Raw genomic sequence first — 15,704 nt, forward strand, 5'->3', positions numbered from 1 at the left:
TGCGAACGGGGTCAGGGCCAGTCGTAGAACCCGCGGCCGGACTTGACGCCCAGCTCGCCCGCGGCGACCTTGTCGACCAGCAGCTGCGGCGGCGCGAACTGCGGCCCCAGGGCGGTCTCCAGGTTCCGGGCGATGTGCAGCCGCACGTCCAGCCCGACGATGTCGGTCAGCCGCAGGGGCCCGACGGGGTGCCGGTAGGCCAGCTGGACCGCCCGGTCGATGTCGGCCGGTTCGCCCACCCCCTGCTCGACCATCCGGATGGCCTCCAGGGCGGCCACCACGTCGAGCCGGCTGGTGGCGAAGCCCGGTGCGTCGGCGACCACCGCGGACTCCTTGCCGATCCCGGTGACGGCGGCCAGCGCCGTCTCCAGCGTCGCCGCCGACGTGCGTGCGCCGCGGACCACCTCGACCACCGGGATGGACCAGACGGGGTTGAAGAAGTGCATGCCCAGGAACGCCTCGGGGCGGGCCAGGCCCTCGGCGAGGGCGTCGATGGACAGGGCGCTGGTGTTGCTGGCCAGCACGGCCGGTCCGCGCGCCTCGCAGGCGGCCAGCACCCGGTGCTTGAGCGCCAGGTCCTCGGGCACCGTCTCGACGACCAGGTCCAGGCCCTCGGGCAGCTCGTCGGCCGAGGGCACGTGCTCCAGGCGGTCGGCCAGGCCGGCGGCGACCTCGGCGGAGAGCTTGCCGCGGCGCACCCCGGCCTCTGCTGCGCCGGCCACCTCGCGGCGCACCGCGGCCATCCGTGCGTGGTCGGGCTCGACCACCACGGCGCGCGCCCCGGTCACCGCGAAGACGTAGGCGATGCCCACGCCCATCGTGCCGGCCCCGACCACACCGACGCTGCCCGTCGCATCCGCCACCCGGTCCTCCTCGACGCGTCCTGGCTGTACCGTGCCGTCAACGTACACGTTGACAGCATCGGAGGGCACGATGGGCGGGACGGTCACCGTCGACAGGCGCGGACAGGTTCTGGTGATCACGCTGGACCGCCCGGCCAGGCGCAACGCGGTCGACGGCGCGACGGCCCGCGCCCTGGCCGCCGCGGTGGACGACCTCGACGCCGACCCCACCCTCGCCGTCGGCGTCCTCACCGGGGCCGGTGGCACGTTCTGCTCCGGCATGGACCTGGGCGCCTTCCTCACCGGCGACCTCCCGGAGGTCCCGGGTCGAGGCTTCGGTGGCATCACCCGTCGCCCCCCGGAGACGCCCCTCGTCGCCGCCGTCGAGGGCTACGCCCTGGCCGGCGGGTGCGAGCTGGCGCTGGCCTGTGACCTGGTGGTGGCCGCCGAGGACGCCGTGTTCGGCATCCCGGAGGTGACCCGCGGGCTGTTCGCCGGCAGCGGCGGGCTGCTGCGACTGCCGCGACGCATCCCACCCGCGATCGCTCTGGAGCACGCACTGACCGGCGACCCGCTACCAGCGGTCGAGGGTGCCCGCTGGGGTCTGGTCAACCGGCTGACCCCACCCGGTGGTGCGCTCGCCGGTGCCCTGGAGCTCGCCGAGCGGATCGCCCGCAACGGGCCGCTCGCCGTCCGTGTCACCAAGCACGTGGTGCAGACCGCGCCGGAGTGGCCCGCCGACGAGGTGTGGGACCGCCAGCAGGTGCTCCTCGACCAGGTCATGGGGTCCGACGACGCGCGCGAGGGCGCCCGCGCGTTCGCCGAGAAGCGACCACCGGTGTGGACCGGGCGATGAGCGCTCAGCGGGTCGTGAGGCCGTCCAGCAGCACGTCTGCGTAGGCGCGACCGATGGTCGCGGCGTCGACGGCGGACTTCTCGGGGTTGAACCACCGGTTCGTCCAGCCCACCATGCCGATCAGCCCGTAGGCGAGCACCCACGGTTCGGCGACCGGCCGGATGGTGCCCTCGGCGATCCCCGACTCGATGATCGCGGTGACGCAGTCCTGGTAGGCACGGTTGAGCCCGCGCATCTCGGCCGACCAGTCGGCGCGCTTCTGCCCGACGTGCGACAGGTTCTCCTGGATGAACACGTACAGGAAGGGATAGGACGCGGCGTAGGAGTCCATCAGCTCGGTGACCAGTCGGCGCAGCTTGTCCGGCGCGTCCCCGGCGCCGTCCCGGATGGCTTCGGCCCGTGCGACGTTGGCCCGGACGGCATCGCTGACGACCTCGTCGAACAGCTCCTCCTTGCTGCCGACGTAGTAGTACAGCGTCGCGCGGTCGGTCCCGAGAGCCTCGGCGATCTGCCCGATGCTCGTGCCGCGGAACCCGTGCGACTTGAACAGGCCGGCTGCCGCCGCGATGATCTCCTGCCGCCGCTCCCGGTAGGCCGCGCGGTCGCCGTCCTGGGCCGCGGCCCGGCGACGACCGATCGCGCTCGCCTGCTCCTCGCTCACCCCGTCGACCCTAGGCGTTGTCCTCGACGGCGCCGGAGGACCGTCGCGTGCGCCCTCCCCGCGGCTGCGCCGTGGTGGCAGTTCTGGTTGCAGTTGCCCGCTGTCGATCATGGTTCACCGCCGTTCGTCGGCGTGCGCAAGTCGCGGAGAAGGCCGTCTGAACAGGGCTTTCGTCCGTCGGCGGACAATGGCGTACGGCATCAGGTCGGCCTGGCAGTGTGGGGGTCAGGGGTTCGAGTCCCCTCAGCTCCACCCGAATGACGAAGGCCGCTCACCCACCGGGTGCGCGGCCTTCGTCGTCCTGGTCAGCGCTGCCGGGCCCGGGCCAGCTTCCAGCCCGACGCGATGACGCCGAGGTGGCTGAACGCCTGCGGGAAGTTGCCCAGGAACGAGCCGTCGCGGGGGTCGATCTCCTCGCTGAGCAGCCCCAGCGGGGTGGCGCGGGCGCACAGGGAGTCGAACAGGGCCTCGGCCTCGTCCAGCCGGCCCTGGCCGGTGAGGTTGTCCACCAGCCAGAAGCTGCACAGCAGGAACGCGCCCTCCCCACCGGGCAGCCCGTCGTCGGACTCGGTGTGCAGGTACCGGTAGAGCAGCCCGTCGCCGGCGTCCAGGTGCTCGCGCACCTTCTCGACGGTGGCGACCATCCGCGGGTCGTCGAAGGGGACGACGCCGCGCAGCGGCAGCGCGAGCAGCGACCCGTCCAGCCCGCCGTCGTTGGCCTTCCCGTGCTCGGCGAGGTGCTCGGTGAACGTGCCCCGCTCCTCGTCCCACGACCGCTCGAGCACCGCGGCCCGGATCTCGTCGGCCGCGGCCCGCCACCGCTCCCGGGGGTGGTCCAGGCCGCAGCGCTCGGCGATGCGCAGGGCCCGGTCCACCGCGACCTGGCACATCGCCACCGAGTAGGTGAACGGCCGGCCGGCGCCGCGGATCTCCCAGATGCCCTGGTCGGGGGTGCGCCACTGCTCGATGGCCTGCTCGGCCAGCGCCGACAGCGCCCGCCAGAGGTGCTCGTCGACCGAGCCGCCGTCGGCGGCCCACTGGTGGGCGACGTCCATCAGCTCGCCGTAGACGTCGTGCTGGGTCTGCCCGGCCGCGCCGTTGCCCCAGCGGACCGGGGCCGACCCGCGCCAGCCGCGCAGCACGGGGTCCTCCCACTCCTCGGGCGGCTGGCCGCCGTCGAGGGCGTACATGATCCTTGGTCCGCCGTCGCGCTCGGCGTTGGTGAGGGTCCAGGCCAGGAAGGAGTCGGCCTCGGTGGTCAGCCCGATGCGGCGCAGCGCGTAGACGCTGAACGCGGCGTCGCGGACCCAGGTGTAGCGGTAGTCCCAGTTGCGCACGCCGCCCACCTCCTCGGGCAGCGACGAGGTGGCGGCGGCCATGATCGCGCCGGTCTCGGCGTGGTCGAGCAGCTTCAGGGTGAGCGCCGAGCGACGGACCAGGGCGCGCTGCGGGCCCTCGTACCGGATCCGGGCCGCCCACGCCCGCCAGGCCGCGGCGGTCTGCTGCACCAGGGTCTCGGGGTCCTGCCGGTCCAGCAGCCGGGTGTTGCCCGACCAGTGCAGCGAGACGGTCAGCGGGGCCCCGGCGCGCAGCGTGGCGGTGCCGTGCAGCCCGCCGTCCTCGACGCGCAGGGGGTGCGAGCACCACAGGGTCAACCGGAGGTCCGGGCGCGCCGGCCAGCTGATCGCCCAGCCGCCGCCCTCCTCCTGGAACTCGACGTCGTCCTTGGGGCGCAGCCGCACGGTCACCTCGGCCGTGCCGCGCACGACCCGGGCCAGCCGGAGCAGCTCCGAGCGGCCCGCGGGGACCAGCTCGGTGAGGTCGGCCCCGGCCCGCAGGGTGAGGCAGTCGGTCACCTCCAGCACACCGTCGGGGCCGTGCAGCTCGGTCACCAGCACCCCGGTGTCGTCGAGGTAGCGCTGGTCGGCCGACGTCAGGCCGGTCAGCTCCAGGTCGAGCGAGCCGCCCCGTTCGTGGTCGAGGAGACCGGCGAGGAAGGGCGGGGAGTCGAACTCGGGCAGGCACAGCCACGGGATCGAGCCGTCCCGGGCGACCAGCGCGCACGTGGCGCCGTCCCCGACCAGGCCGTGGTCCTCGATGGGGAGCTGACCGCGGTCTCGGGTCAGCGGGCGGGTCGGCACAGGTGTCTCCTGGGTGTCGGCTCGTCGTCGGAGGCCAGGATGCGCAGAGCCGGCAGGTCCCGCAGCTCGGGACGGGCCGCTGAGCTGCGGTTTCTCCGCGCAACCAGTGCAGGCCCAGGTTTGGCCGAGCCGCGCCGGAGGAACAGAGGACGCAACCGGGGACCACCCACGACGCAGGAGAGACCATGTCGCTGTCGCCCACCGAGCTCGCCGCGCTCCAGGACATCGAGGCACAGCTGGTCGGGGAGGGGCCGACCGGTTCCCCCGGCCGCACGTGGGCCCTGGCCGCGGCCCTCCTCGTGGGCGCCGCCGTCCTGCTGGTCGTCGGGGCCGTCGTCGGCAACCCGGCCGCGGTGGTCCTGGGTGCGGCGTGGGCGCTGGCGGCGCCGGTCGCGTGGGTGGTGCAGAGGCGGTTCGCCGGGGCGGCTGCGCTCGGGGGCGGCGCGAGCTAGGCAGCCGGCGGGCCGGAGGGTCCGCGCGGTGGTGGTGTTCCTGCTGCTGGCGGGCCTGGTCGCGCTGGTCGCCGGGGGAGAGCTGCTCGTCCGGGGCGCCGGGGGGCTCGGCCGGGCGGCGGGCCTGTCCCCGCTCGTGGTCGGCGCGACCGTGGTGGCCACCGCCACCAGCGCGCCCGAGCTCGCGGTGTCCGTCGACGCCGTGCTCTCCGGCTCACCGGGGCTGGCGGTCGGCAACGCCGTCGGCAGCAACACCGTCAACATCCTGCTCGTGCTGGCGGTCGCTGCCCTGGTCCGCCCGCAGACCGGCGGCCGGTCGGTGCTCCGCTTCGACCTCCCGGCCGCGCTGGCCATCGCCGTGGCCCTCGTGCTGCTCGGCCTGGACGGCGACCTCGGGCGGTGGGACGGCGCCCTGCTGGTCCTCGGCCTGGTCGGCTACCTGGCCGCCGCGGTCGCCCGCGGGCGGCGAGCCGAGCCGGAGCGCCCGACGGCGGCCCCACCGGTCCGACCCCGCCTGCTGCGGGACGGCCTCGCCGTGCTCGCCGGCGTGGCGCTGCTGGTCGTGGGCGCGAACTGGCTGGTGGACTCCGCCAGCTCCATCGCCTCGGCGCTGGGCCTGTCCGACCTGGTCATCGGCCTGACCGTGGTGTCGGTGGGGACCGCACTGCCGGAGATCACCACGGCGGCCATCGCGGCGCTGAGGGGGGACACCGAGCTCGCGGTGGGCAACGTCGTCGGCAGCAACGTGGCCAACATCGGCCTGGTCCTCGGCGCCCCGGCCCTCGCCCTGCCCGGTGGGGTGGCCGTGGACCCGGCGGTGGTGCGGTTCGACGCCCCGGTGATGATCGCCGCGACGGTGGCGCTGGGTGTGGTGCTGTGGACCGGGTCGCGGGTCAGCCGGGTCGAGGGCGCGGTGCTGCTGGCCTGGTTCGTCGCCTACACCGCCTACCTCGTGCTGGCCTCGACCGACCACGACGCGCTGGGCCCGTTCAGCGCCGTCCTGCTGTGGTTCTGCCTACCGCTCACGGTCGTCGCCGCGGCCGGGTTCGCCGTCCGGGAGGTCCGCGGTGGTGCGGGTACCGGGCGCCAGCGGCGCGCCTGAGATGCGCGCCGCCTGACCGATCTCGAAGCCGGCGATCGCCACGGTGAACAGCTGCAGGGCCACCGCGAGCAGCAGGACGACGACGGCGGTCGGTCCGGGGTCGAGGACGACGACGCCGAGCAGCACGAGCACCAGCCCGAGGCCACCGGCCTTGGCGACGGCGTTGGTGCGGTTGTACACGTCGGGCATCCGGACCAGGCCGACCGCGGCGACCACGAAGAGCAGCACCCCGAGGAGGAGCAGGACGTCGCCGACCACCGTCTGCAGGCTCACCGCGATCGCCGCACCACGAGCCGGGCCAGCGCGATGGTGGCCAGGAAGCCGACCAGCGTGCCGATGAGCACCAGGTCCAGCAGCGCCGGGGTGCGCAACCGGACGGCCAGCAGCGCCACCGCGCCCAGCGTGACCAGGAACCCGAAGTCGACGCCGAGCACCCGGTCGGCGTCGCTGGGCCCGCGGACGGCGCGGACCGTGGCCATCACCAGGCACACCGCCAGCAGCACGAGCAAGGCGTCCAGGACGGTCTGCTGGACGATCACGGGTTCCTCCTCGTCCGGCCGAACGCGGCCAGCATCCGTTTCTCCAACTCGCCCAGCTGCGCCAGCTCGGCATCGCAGTCGACGGCGTGCACGGCGTGCACCACGACGTCCGAGCCGCGCCGGTCGACCACCAGCGTGCCGGGGGTCAGGCTGACCAGCGCGACGAAGCTCGCCACCTCCACGTCGGTCCGGGACGCGAGGGAGTAGGTCACCACGACCGGCCGGTGGGCCAGGCGAGGGCGCAGCACGTGGCCGGCCACCCGCACGTTGGCCGCGAGGAACTGACCCACGTACCAGACCAGGAAGGACACGGTCGCCAGCGGCCTCACCGGGTCACCGCCGCGACCCACGCCGAGGTGTCGGCGAGCTGCTGCCCGGCGACGGTGCTGGCGGCCAGCAGGGGTTGCGCCCAGATGCCCAGCACCAGCGCCACTGCGGCCAGCACCAGGGGCGGACCCACCAGGGTCACCGGGATGCCGCCGGAGGGCGCGGGCAGCGGCGACGGCTCACCCCAGAAGACGCCGTTCCAGAGCTTGAGCATCGACACCAGGGTCACCGTGCTGACCGCGACGACGGCCAGCAGCACCCACCACGGCCCGTCGGCGGCCGCCGCGGTGGCCAGCTGGAGCTTGGCGACGAACCCCGAGGTCGGCGGGATGCCGACCAGCGCCAGCGCCGACCCGGCGAAGGCGACGGCGAGCCAGCGCTCGCGGTGCACCAGGCCACCACCCAGCCGGGAGAGCACATCGGTGCCGTACCGCACCTCCACGGCTCCGCCGACCATGAACAGCGCCGCCTTGACCAGCACGTACTGCACCAGGAAGAACGTCGCCGCGGCCAGCCCGGCCACCGTGGACAACCCCAGCCCCACCAGCACGTAGCCGATCTGGCTGACCATGTGCGCGGTCAACACCGGCCGCACGGCCTTCGCCCCGACGGCCGAGAGCACACCTACCACCATGGTGAGGACGGCGACCACCAGCACCACCCACAGGAAGCGCCGGTCGCCGTCGAAGAGCACCGCGTAGAGCCGGAACAGCGCGTAGAGCCCGACCTTGGTCAGCAGGCCGGAGAACAGCACGGTGACAGCCGGCCCGGCCACCGAGTAGGACCCCGGCAGCCAGGAGTGCAGCGGGACGACGGCGGACTTCACCCCCATCGCCAGCAGCACCAGCGTCGCGGCGAGCGCGGCCGGGGCGCTGTCGGCGGCGACCCCAGCCAGCTGAGCGAGCTGCACGGTGCCGGTGACGCCGTAGAGCAGGCCGACCCCGCCGAGGAACAGCGTCGAGGCCAGCAGGTTGACCCCGACGTAGAGCCGGGCGCCGGCGACCCGCTGCCGCCGCCCGGCCAGGGTGAGCAGCACGTAGCTCGGGATGAGTACGACCTCGACGAAGACGAACAGGTTGAACAGGTCCGCCGTCGACAGCGCCCCCGAGACCCCGGCCGACATGACCAGTACCAGCGGGGTGAAGGTGCGCTCGCGGTCCTCGCCCGTGCCGATCGCGTAGACCAGCCCGAGCAGCGTGACCGCGGCGGTGAGCAGCAGCACCAGCGAGCCGAAGGCGTCCAGCGCCAGCACGATCGCGATGCCCGCCGGCCAGCCGCCGATCTGCGCCACGGGGACGTCGCCGCCCAGCGTGGAGGCCAGCAGCACCGCGGCGGCGACCACCACCAGCGCCGAGCTGCCGATGCCCACGACCCGGGCCAGCACCGTGGACCGCGGCGCCAGCAGGAGCACCGCGGCGGCCACCAGCGGCAGCGCGACCGGCGCGACGACCAGGGCGTTCACGACGGGCCCCGCGCGTCGTCGTCGCCCTCGGTCGGCTCCTCGGAGCCGGCGCGGAGCAGCCCGAGCAGGTAGACGGTGACGGCGAAGGCGATGACCACCGCGGTGAGCACGAACGCCTGGGGGAGCGGGTCGGCCGGCGTGCCGGCGCCGTTGCCGGGCAGCGCGAACCCGCCCCGGTCACCGCCGGCGGCCAGCACCAGCACCACCATCGCGTGCCCGAGCAGCACGAACCCCAGGACGACGCGCAGCATCCCGCGCTGCAGGACCAGGTACGCCCCGCCGGCCACGAGGAGGCCGACGGCCACCGCGGCGGTCATGCCGCCGCCGGGTCGCGCTCGTGGCCGGGCCGAGCGCCGAGTGCCTGGACCACGGCGACCACCAGGGCCAGCACCATCAGCCACACCCCCACGTCGAAGACCAGCGCGGAGCTGAGGAAGGGCAGCAGGTAGAACGGCGTCAGCAGCGCGTCTCCCACGGCCAGGGGGGCCACCCCGACGCCGACCGACAGCACGGCGCCGACCCCGAGCAGCACCCGGGGCCGCAGCCACCGGCTGGTCGGGACGGTGCCCGATGCCAGCTGGCGCAGCGCGACCGCGATCCCGGCGACCAGCGCGGAGATGAACCCGCCGCCGGGCTCGTCGTGGCCGCGCCACAGCAGCCAGGCCGACAGCAGCAGCATCCCGGGGGCGAGCAGCCGGGTGCCCACCCGCAGCAGCACGTCGTCGGTGTCGGTGGGGTGCGGCACGGTCGCCGTCCCCAGCAGCAGGAGGCCGAGCGCGGCGACGCCGACGACCACGGACTCCAGCAGGGTGTCCAGGCCGCGGAAGTCCACGAGCACCGTGTTGACCACGTTCGTGCCGCCGGTGAGCTCCTCGGCGCGGTCGAGGAAGAAGGTGCCCGCCGCCGACAGCTCGCGCCGGCCGGTGAGCGCGGCGGTCGCGCCGGCGGCGACCAGGCCGACCGCGACCGCGAGGACGGCGGTGGGCCAGCGCCGGGGACCGGGCGAGGGCAGCCGGCGGGGTCCGCCGCGCAGCACCAGCACCAGGACGACGGCGGTGAGCACCTCGACCAGCAGCAGGGTGATGGCGACGTCCAGCGACCCGGACAGCAGCAGCCACAGCGCCACCACCAGGCCGACGACCCCGACCAGGGCGACCAGGGCCACGGTGCGGGTGGCCAGCACGGCCCCGAGCACGGCGGCGGCCAGCAGCCCGACGACCAGCCAGCGGCCGGGGTCGCCGGCGTCCACCCGGGCGGGCAGCGCGCCGACGGTGGCCAGCCCGACGGAACCGAGCCCGACCACGGCGACCAGCGGGCGGGCCAGGTGTGCGGCCAGCGAGGGTGATCGGTCGGGGGCACCCACCCGGCCGCCGAGGGCGAGCAGGGTGTCGTGGCCACGGGTGAACAGGGCGGGCCCGTCGGGGAGGCGCAGCCGCTGCAGCGCGCCGTCGACCCGGTCGCGCTGCCAGAACAGCACGAGGCCGACCGCCACGGTGATCGCCGACATGGCCAGCTCGGGGCTCAGCCCGTGCCAGGCGTAGACCGACGGCGGGGTCGACCCGGGCAGCGCGTCGGTGGTGGCGCTGTCGATGACCGGGTCGAGCAGGGACACGGCGGGTCCGGCGACGACGCCGACCACGGCGGCCACCGCGGCGGGGGCGAGGAAGGCGGGCGCGGGCTCGTACAGGTCGGGTTGCTCGACCGGTCCGCCGAACGCGCCCCAGACGATGCGGGCGCCGTAGGCGAAGGTGAGCGCGGAGGCCGTGACCGCCACCGCCCCCGCCACCGGACCGGCCCAGGGGGTGACGTCGGCGGACAGGAGCCCCATGAACAGGTACTCCTTGCTGACGAACCCGAGCATCGGCGGCACCCCGGCCATCGACAGCGCGGCGACCGCGGTGGCCGCCGCCGTCCAGGGCATGACCTTCCGCAGGCCGGAGAGCTCCCGGATGTCGCGGCTGCCGGTCTCCTTGTCGACGATCCCGACGAGCATGAACAGCGTCGCCTTGAACAGCGCGTGCGCCATGGTGTGCAGCAGCGCCGCGGCCAGCGCGGTCGCGGTGCCCACTCCGATGACGGCGACGAGCAGGCCGAGCTGGCTGACCGTGGACCGGGCCAGCATCGCCTTCAGGTCGTGCTCGCGCAGCGCCTGCACCGCGCCGAGCAGGGCGGTGGTGAGCCCGACGGTGACGAGCACCGCCGACCACGCGGTCTGGCCGGCGAACAGCGGGCTCATCCGGACCAGCAGGTAGATCCCGGCCTTGACCATGGTCGCGGCGTGCAGGTAGGCGCTGACCGGGGTCATCGCGACCATCGCCCCGGGCAGCCAGGACTGGAACGGGAACTGCGCGCTCTTGGTGAACGCCGCGACCGCCACGCAGGCCGCGATCGCGACTGCGTAGGGGCTGTCCAGTACGGCAGCGGGGTCGGCGAGGACGGCGGAGAGCCGGGTGGTGCCGGTGGCCAGGGTCAGCAGGACGACGGCCACCAGCAGCGCCAGCCCTCCGACGACGGTGACCACGAGCGCGTGCCGGCCGGGCCCCGCGGCCTTGGCCCCCGCGGTGGAGACCAGTGCGAACGAGCAGAGGGTGGTGATCTCCCAGAACACGTAGAGCAGCACCAGGTCGTCGGCGAGCACCAGTCCGACCATGGCGGCGGCGAAGAGGGTGAGCAGCGGGTAGACCGGGCCGCGGGCGGCGGTGTCGGAGAGGTAGCGGCAGCAGTAGGCCATCACCAGCGCGCCGACCACCAGGGCGACCAGGCTGAAGACCAGCGAGACGCCGTCCAGCCGCAGCGCGAGCGAGACCCCCAGCTCGGGGATCCACTCCACGTCCCAGTCCACGGTGCGGTCGGCCAGGACGACGGGCGCGTGCGCGGCGAGGACGCCGGCCACCGCGAGGAACCCGGCGGCCAGGGCGTAGCCCGCGTTGCGCCCGAGGGCGCGGGTCAGCAGCGGGGCGCACGCAGCGAGCCCGCCGAGGACGGCGAGGCAGACGAGCAGGCTCACCGGATCAGCAGGGGCCCGTGCTCGTCACGTCGACAGGATGCGGGCGCCGGCGGGGTCGTGCATCTCGGAACCGGCTCTGACCTGCGGTTTCGTCAGCCAACCATGCGCGAGGTGTTCCGCCGGGTCAGCGGGGGACGACCTCGGTCACCCCCGAGACCATCAGCCCGGTGGCGCCCTCGGCAAGGGCCTGCCGCGCCTGGGCGGGTGTCGAGACGACGTGGCCGAACACCGGCTTGCCCGTGGCCACCGCATCGGCCCAGGCGGTGGCGGGCCCGTCCCACGGCAGCGCGAGCAGGTCGTAGCGGACCTGGTCGGCGTCGAAGGTCAGCAGGTCGGCGGTGAACCAGTAGCCCCAGGTGAGGTAGCCGCGCCCGCGGGCCGCCTCCGGCGCCGCGACGGACGGGCCGTAGCTCTTGACCACGAAGCGGGCAGGCCCGCCGGCGGCGTCGAGCAGGTCGAGCAGCCCGGCCGGGTCGGCCGCCGGCTTGTCGTCGACGAGCCACACCCGGTCGGGGTGCTCGGCCAGCACGTCGGACAACCGGGCCATCGGCAGGCCGCGGTCGACCGTGCGCAGAACCGACAGCTGCGCCCAGGTACTGGTCGCGATGTCCAGGTCACGGTCGAACTCCGCGCCGGTGGTCGCGTCGTGGCAGATGACCCAGACCCCGTCGGACGTGAGCCAGACCGGCGCCTCCAGCGCCAGGGTCGGGGACCACTCGGCTGCCCGGCCGTAGGCGTACGCGGTGCCCTCGGGCCAGTCGGCGCTGCCGCCGCGGTGGGCGATGAGCGACGGCGAGTGCGCCAGCCAGGCCTCGACCGGTGTCCGGATCGGCTGCACGGACCAGGCCACCGGGCCGCCGCAACCGGCCAGCAGCAGACCGCCGACGAGCAGCACCAGGACGAGCCGGGGCCTCACCTGTTCTGGCGGCGGGCCACCAGCACGGCGATGAGCAGGACCAGGGCCAGCGGCGCCCAGCCCGGCAACCCGAACGGACCGAGGACGAGCCGGGCGACGAAGAGAACCAGCTGGAAGGCCACCCAGAACCCGACCAGCAGCACGATGAAGTACACGACCGGTCGTTCCGACTGCAGGCGCCGCAGGTAGTCCATGACCGACATCATCCCCGGTCGGCACAGGGAACAGGCGCGGGCGCGGCCGTGGTGCCCCGTGGGGATGAGCACCGATGGCACCCACGTCCCCGTCCCTCGGTGCCCAGCCGTTCGTCGTCGGCGTCGGCGGCATCACCGGCAGCGCGTCGGTGGAGAGGCTGGCCGCGGGCGAGGTGCGGACCGAGGACTCCTTCCTGCGGCTCCCGAGCGTCACCGGGCCCATCGTCTCGTCCCGTGACCACGTCGTCACCTCTCTGACCTGGCCGTTCATCAACGGACGCGCTAGACTTCGAACACCTGATCGAACAGGCGGGAGGTGTGCGGGTGACCGTTCTGGAGCTGGACGAGGTCGAGGACCTGCACCGCCTGCCCGCCGATGATGTGCTGGAGCTGCTGGCCGGGCTGGTGGTGGAGCGCAACCGTCTCGATGCCCAGATCACGGGGCTGGTGCGGCACGCCGAGCTGACCCAGGCCGCCGAGCACGACGGGTTGGCCTCGATGCGGTCCTGGCTGATCGGGCACCTGCGGCTGTCGGCGGGTGAGGCCTCGCGGATCGTGCGCGCGGCGAGGCTGCTGGGGCATGTGCCGCACCTGGCCGCGGCGTTCGCCGAGGGGTCGGTGACCGCGGCGCAGGTGGATGTCGTGGCCGGGGCGATGGGCGAGTCCGACCGGGCGCGGGCCGAGGAGCAGGACGTGGACGTGGAGGCCTTCGACCGGGCGTTCACCGCGGTCGCGGTGTCCAGCTCGCACCAGTCGCTGGTGGTGGCAGTGGGGGCCTTCGCCGACGCCCTGGACCCCGACGGGCCAGAGCCCGACCCCACCGAGGGCCGGCGGCTGAGCATCTCCACCCACGGCGACGGCAGCGTGACCGGCCGGTTCGACCTGGACGCGGTCGGTGGGGAGAAGGTGCGCACGGCGATCGAGGCGCTGGTGCAGGCCCACCGCCCGGCCGGTGACGTGCGGACCCGCGGCCAGCGGCAGGCCGACGCGCTGGTGCAGCTCGCCGACAACGCCCTGGCCGGCGGTGGGCTGCCGGTGCTGCGCACGGTCAAGCCGCACGTCGTGGTCACCATCGCTGCCCAGGACCTCGCGACCGAGGGCATCGGGCCGGGGACGGCGGCCACCGGGTTCGGCACCGTGATCTCCGCCGCCCGTGCCCGCTGGCTGGCCTGCGACTCCGAGGTCTCCCGGATCGTGATGGGGCCCGATGGCACCCCGCTGGACGTCGGTCGGGCGCACCGGGTCGTCACCCCCGCCCTGCGCCGGGCCGTGGTGGCCAGGGACAAGGAGTGCGTGTTCGCCGGGTGCGGGGCGCCGCACCACTGGGCCGAGGTGCACCACCTGGTGCACTGGGCGCACGGCGGCGAGACCTCGCTGGCCAACTCCGCGCTGCTGTGCGAACCCCACCACACCAAGGTCCACCACGGCTTCCGCGTCGAGCGCGACCCCGGCGGCCGATGGCGCACCTACCGCCCCGACGACACCGAGATCCTCATCGGCCCCCGCATCACGACCTGACGTCGCGCCCCGGCACGTCCTGCCGGCGCTCGTCCAACCACGGACCGGGCGGGTCGGCGGGGCGCCCGGCCAGCCGGAGCACCAGGGTCAGCGCCCGGTCGACGACGGCGTCCACGGCCAGGCCCACCGCGACCACCACGGACACGGGCAGCACCAGCGGGGCGACCGCGACAGAGAGCGCCAGCACTGCGGGCGCATCGCGGACCCACCCGGGGCGGCGGACCGGGTTGGCCAGCGCACCCCATCGGACGCCCGTCCACATCACCCAGCGGCGCAGCACCGGCGTCCCGAGCTCGCGGCACATCCGGCGGAAGACCCCGTCGGCGTCCCGGCTGCTGATGACCCCGGCGGCGATGCCGACCTCGCAGAACCAGTCGTGCACGATCGCGGCCGCCGTCCACGCCCCGTCGGCCGGGATCAACCAGCGCACCGGCACCGGGACCGACGCGAAGTCCGACTCGAACCCCTCCGGGACGACGAACTCCTCCGCGCGGCCCGCGTAGACCAGCGGAGCGGTCAGCGTCCAGTGCCCGCTGGCGATCTGCTCCACGCGGGGACGGGTCAGGAACGGCACGCGGACAGTCTGGACCCCCAGCTCGGGGGGCTGGACCAGGTCCTTGCCCCCGCTTACGGTCAGACGGGCCGGCGGTGACGACGGGGAGGGTGACCGATGGGCAGAGGACCGGGCACCACCCTGCTGCTCGCCGTGGTCGGTGGCGTCGCGGTGGCCACGTTGCCCGCCCTCGTGGGCCCGGGCGCCACCACGGTCCCGCAGCCACGGCACGAGCAGTTCGTGCTGGCCGCCGACAGGGTGCGCGACCCCGACCTCGACATGGGCGCCGGGCTGCCGGCCACGCGGCGGGGCACCGGCGCAGCCGCCGCGGAGGGGACCCCGGCCGCCGCCGACGCACCCTCGACCCACCGCTCCGGCTCGGTGGACCCCGACCTGGACGCCGGACCGCGGCCGTCCTCCACCCGGACGCCGAGCTCGCCGGCGTCCGGGCTGGCCGCCTCCGGCATCCCGACGACGGCCCTGGAGGCCTACCGCGCCGCCGCCGACGCCCAGGGCTGCGGCATCGACTGGACACTGCTCGCCGCGATCGGCCGGGTCGAGTCCGACCACGGCCGGTTCGGCGGGGCGACCCTGCGCACCGACGGCACGTCCAGCCCGAAGATCATCGGCATCCCGCTGGACGGCGGCCCCGGGGTCGCCACGATCACCGACACCGACGGCGGCCGGTACGACGGCGACACCGAGCACGACCGGGCCGTGGGCCCGATGCAGTTCATCCCCGGCACCTGGGCCCGCTACGCCGCCGACGGCGACGGGGACGGTGTGCGCGACCCCTTCGACATCCACGACGCCGCCGCGGCCGCCGCGGACTACCTCTGCACCGCGGGCGGTGACCTGTCGACGCCGGCCGGCCAGGCCCGCGCGGTGCTGGCCTACAACCGGTCGCAGACCTACGTCGACACGGTGCTGGGGCTGGCCGCGACCTACGCGGGCACCGAGGTCCCGCAGGTCCCGACGCCGACGGCGCCCCCGACGGTGCCGCCCGCCGCGCCGCCCGCGCCGGCACCTGCCCCCACCGGGCCCGTGCCGGTACCTGCCCCGGCCCCTGCGCCCAGCCCGTCGCCCGGCCCCGAGCCGTCGCCCAGTCCGTCGCCGAGCCCCGAGCCGTCGCCC

At 74.8% G+C, this 15,704-nt stretch carries 17 protein-coding genes; 5 read left to right on the forward strand and 12 right to left on the reverse strand.

The genetic code is table 11. The annotated features are described in order from the left end of the window. Positions 1–11: 11 nt before the first annotated feature. Entirely contained in the window at positions 12–863 is an 852-nt protein-coding gene (locus NH342_RS07155) for a 3-hydroxyacyl-CoA dehydrogenase family protein (protein WP_253013144.1), read from the reverse strand. 70 nt (positions 864–933) lie between these two features. On the opposite strand from NH342_RS07155, the gene NH342_RS07160 reads away from it, so the two are divergent. After that, positions 934–1,698, forward strand: coding sequence for a crotonase/enoyl-CoA hydratase family protein (locus NH342_RS07160; protein ID WP_256479664.1), 765 nt, complete (start codon positions 934–936; stop codon positions 1,696–1,698). A 4-nt stretch (positions 1,699–1,702) separates the two neighbouring features. On the opposite strand, the gene NH342_RS07165 is transcribed toward NH342_RS07160, so the two are convergent. After that, positions 1,703–2,359 carry a TetR/AcrR family transcriptional regulator gene (locus NH342_RS07165; protein WP_253013148.1) on the reverse strand — a complete coding sequence of 219 codons (657 nt, stop codon included), beginning with the start codon at positions 2,357–2,359 and terminating at the stop codon, positions 1,703–1,705. A 305-nt stretch (positions 2,360–2,664) separates the two neighbouring features. After that, on the reverse strand, positions 2,665–4,500 hold the full coding sequence (locus NH342_RS07170; protein WP_253013150.1) for a glycoside hydrolase family 15 protein: 1,836 nt from the start codon (positions 4,498–4,500) through the stop codon (positions 2,665–2,667). A 185-nt stretch (positions 4,501–4,685) separates the two neighbouring features. On the opposite strand from NH342_RS07170, the gene NH342_RS07175 reads away from it, so the two are divergent. Further along, entirely contained in the window at positions 4,686–4,952 is a 267-nt protein-coding gene (locus NH342_RS07175; protein WP_253013152.1) for a hypothetical protein, read from the forward strand. 28 nt (positions 4,953–4,980) lie between these two features. Continuing rightward, positions 4,981–6,054, forward strand: coding sequence for a calcium/sodium antiporter (locus tag NH342_RS07180; RefSeq protein ID WP_253013154.1), 1,074 nt, complete (start codon positions 4,981–4,983; stop codon positions 6,052–6,054). On the opposite strand, the gene NH342_RS07185 is transcribed toward NH342_RS07180, so the two are convergent. The 8 genes from NH342_RS07185 to NH342_RS07220 all read right to left on the reverse strand — a co-directional run bounded on the left by NH342_RS07185 (position 5,968) and on the right by NH342_RS07220 (position 12,499). Next, positions 5,968–6,327, reverse strand: a complete 360-nt coding sequence (locus tag NH342_RS07185) for a monovalent cation/H(+) antiporter subunit G (protein ID WP_253013156.1) — start codon at positions 6,325–6,327, stop codon at positions 5,968–5,970. The genes NH342_RS07180 and NH342_RS07185 overlap by 87 nt on opposite strands. Next, positions 6,324–6,593 (reverse strand): monovalent cation/H+ antiporter complex subunit F, encoded by a 270-nt coding sequence (locus NH342_RS07190; protein WP_253013160.1) that lies wholly within the window; start codon positions 6,591–6,593, stop codon positions 6,324–6,326. Before NH342_RS07190 ends, NH342_RS07185 begins: the two co-directional genes overlap by 4 nt. After that, positions 6,590–6,922 carry a Na+/H+ antiporter subunit E gene (locus NH342_RS07195; RefSeq protein WP_253013162.1) on the reverse strand — a complete coding sequence of 111 codons (333 nt, stop codon included), beginning with the start codon at positions 6,920–6,922 and terminating at the stop codon, positions 6,590–6,592. Before NH342_RS07195 ends, NH342_RS07190 begins: the two co-directional genes overlap by 4 nt. Next, positions 6,919–8,382, reverse strand: a complete 1,464-nt coding sequence (locus NH342_RS07200) for a proton-conducting transporter membrane subunit (protein WP_253013164.1) — start codon at positions 8,380–8,382, stop codon at positions 6,919–6,921. The genes NH342_RS07195 and NH342_RS07200 overlap by 4 nt, the downstream gene beginning before the upstream one ends. Then, entirely contained in the window at positions 8,379–8,699 is a 321-nt protein-coding gene (locus NH342_RS07205; protein ID WP_253013166.1) for a sodium:proton antiporter, read from the reverse strand. Before NH342_RS07205 ends, NH342_RS07200 begins: the two co-directional genes overlap by 4 nt. Further along, a complete protein-coding gene (gene mbhE, locus NH342_RS07210) occupies positions 8,696–11,389 on the reverse strand; it encodes a hydrogen gas-evolving membrane-bound hydrogenase subunit E (RefSeq protein WP_253013168.1) in 2,694 nt (897 codons plus the stop codon). Before mbhE ends, NH342_RS07205 begins: the two co-directional genes overlap by 4 nt. A gap of 124 nt (positions 11,390–11,513) precedes the next feature. Continuing rightward, a complete protein-coding gene (locus NH342_RS07215) occupies positions 11,514–12,305 on the reverse strand; it encodes a glycerophosphodiester phosphodiesterase family protein (RefSeq protein ID WP_253013170.1) in 792 nt (263 codons plus the stop codon). Then, entirely contained in the window at positions 12,302–12,499 is a 198-nt protein-coding gene (locus tag NH342_RS07220; protein WP_253013172.1) for a hypothetical protein, read from the reverse strand. Before NH342_RS07220 ends, NH342_RS07215 begins: the two co-directional genes overlap by 4 nt. Positions 12,500–12,823: 324 nt before the next feature. On the opposite strand from NH342_RS07220, the gene NH342_RS07225 reads away from it, so the two are divergent. After that, on the forward strand, positions 12,824–14,017 hold the full coding sequence (locus NH342_RS07225; RefSeq protein WP_253013174.1) for an HNH endonuclease signature motif containing protein: 1,194 nt from the start codon (positions 12,824–12,826) through the stop codon (positions 14,015–14,017). Here the strand turns inward: NH342_RS07225 and NH342_RS07230 are convergent. After that, entirely contained in the window at positions 14,007–14,591 is a 585-nt protein-coding gene (locus tag NH342_RS07230) for a DUF1353 domain-containing protein (protein ID WP_253013177.1), read from the reverse strand. The genes NH342_RS07225 and NH342_RS07230 overlap by 11 nt on opposite strands. A gap of 96 nt (positions 14,592–14,687) precedes the next feature. On the opposite strand from NH342_RS07230, the gene NH342_RS07235 reads away from it, so the two are divergent. Continuing rightward, positions 14,688–15,704 (forward strand): lytic transglycosylase domain-containing protein (locus tag NH342_RS07235; protein WP_253013179.1); only part of this gene is annotated, 1,017 nt, incomplete at its 3' end.

This window comes from Klenkia sp. PcliD-1-E, from assembly GCF_024124375.1.
Taxonomy (GTDB): Bacteria; Actinomycetota; Actinomycetes; order Mycobacteriales; family Geodermatophilaceae; genus Klenkia.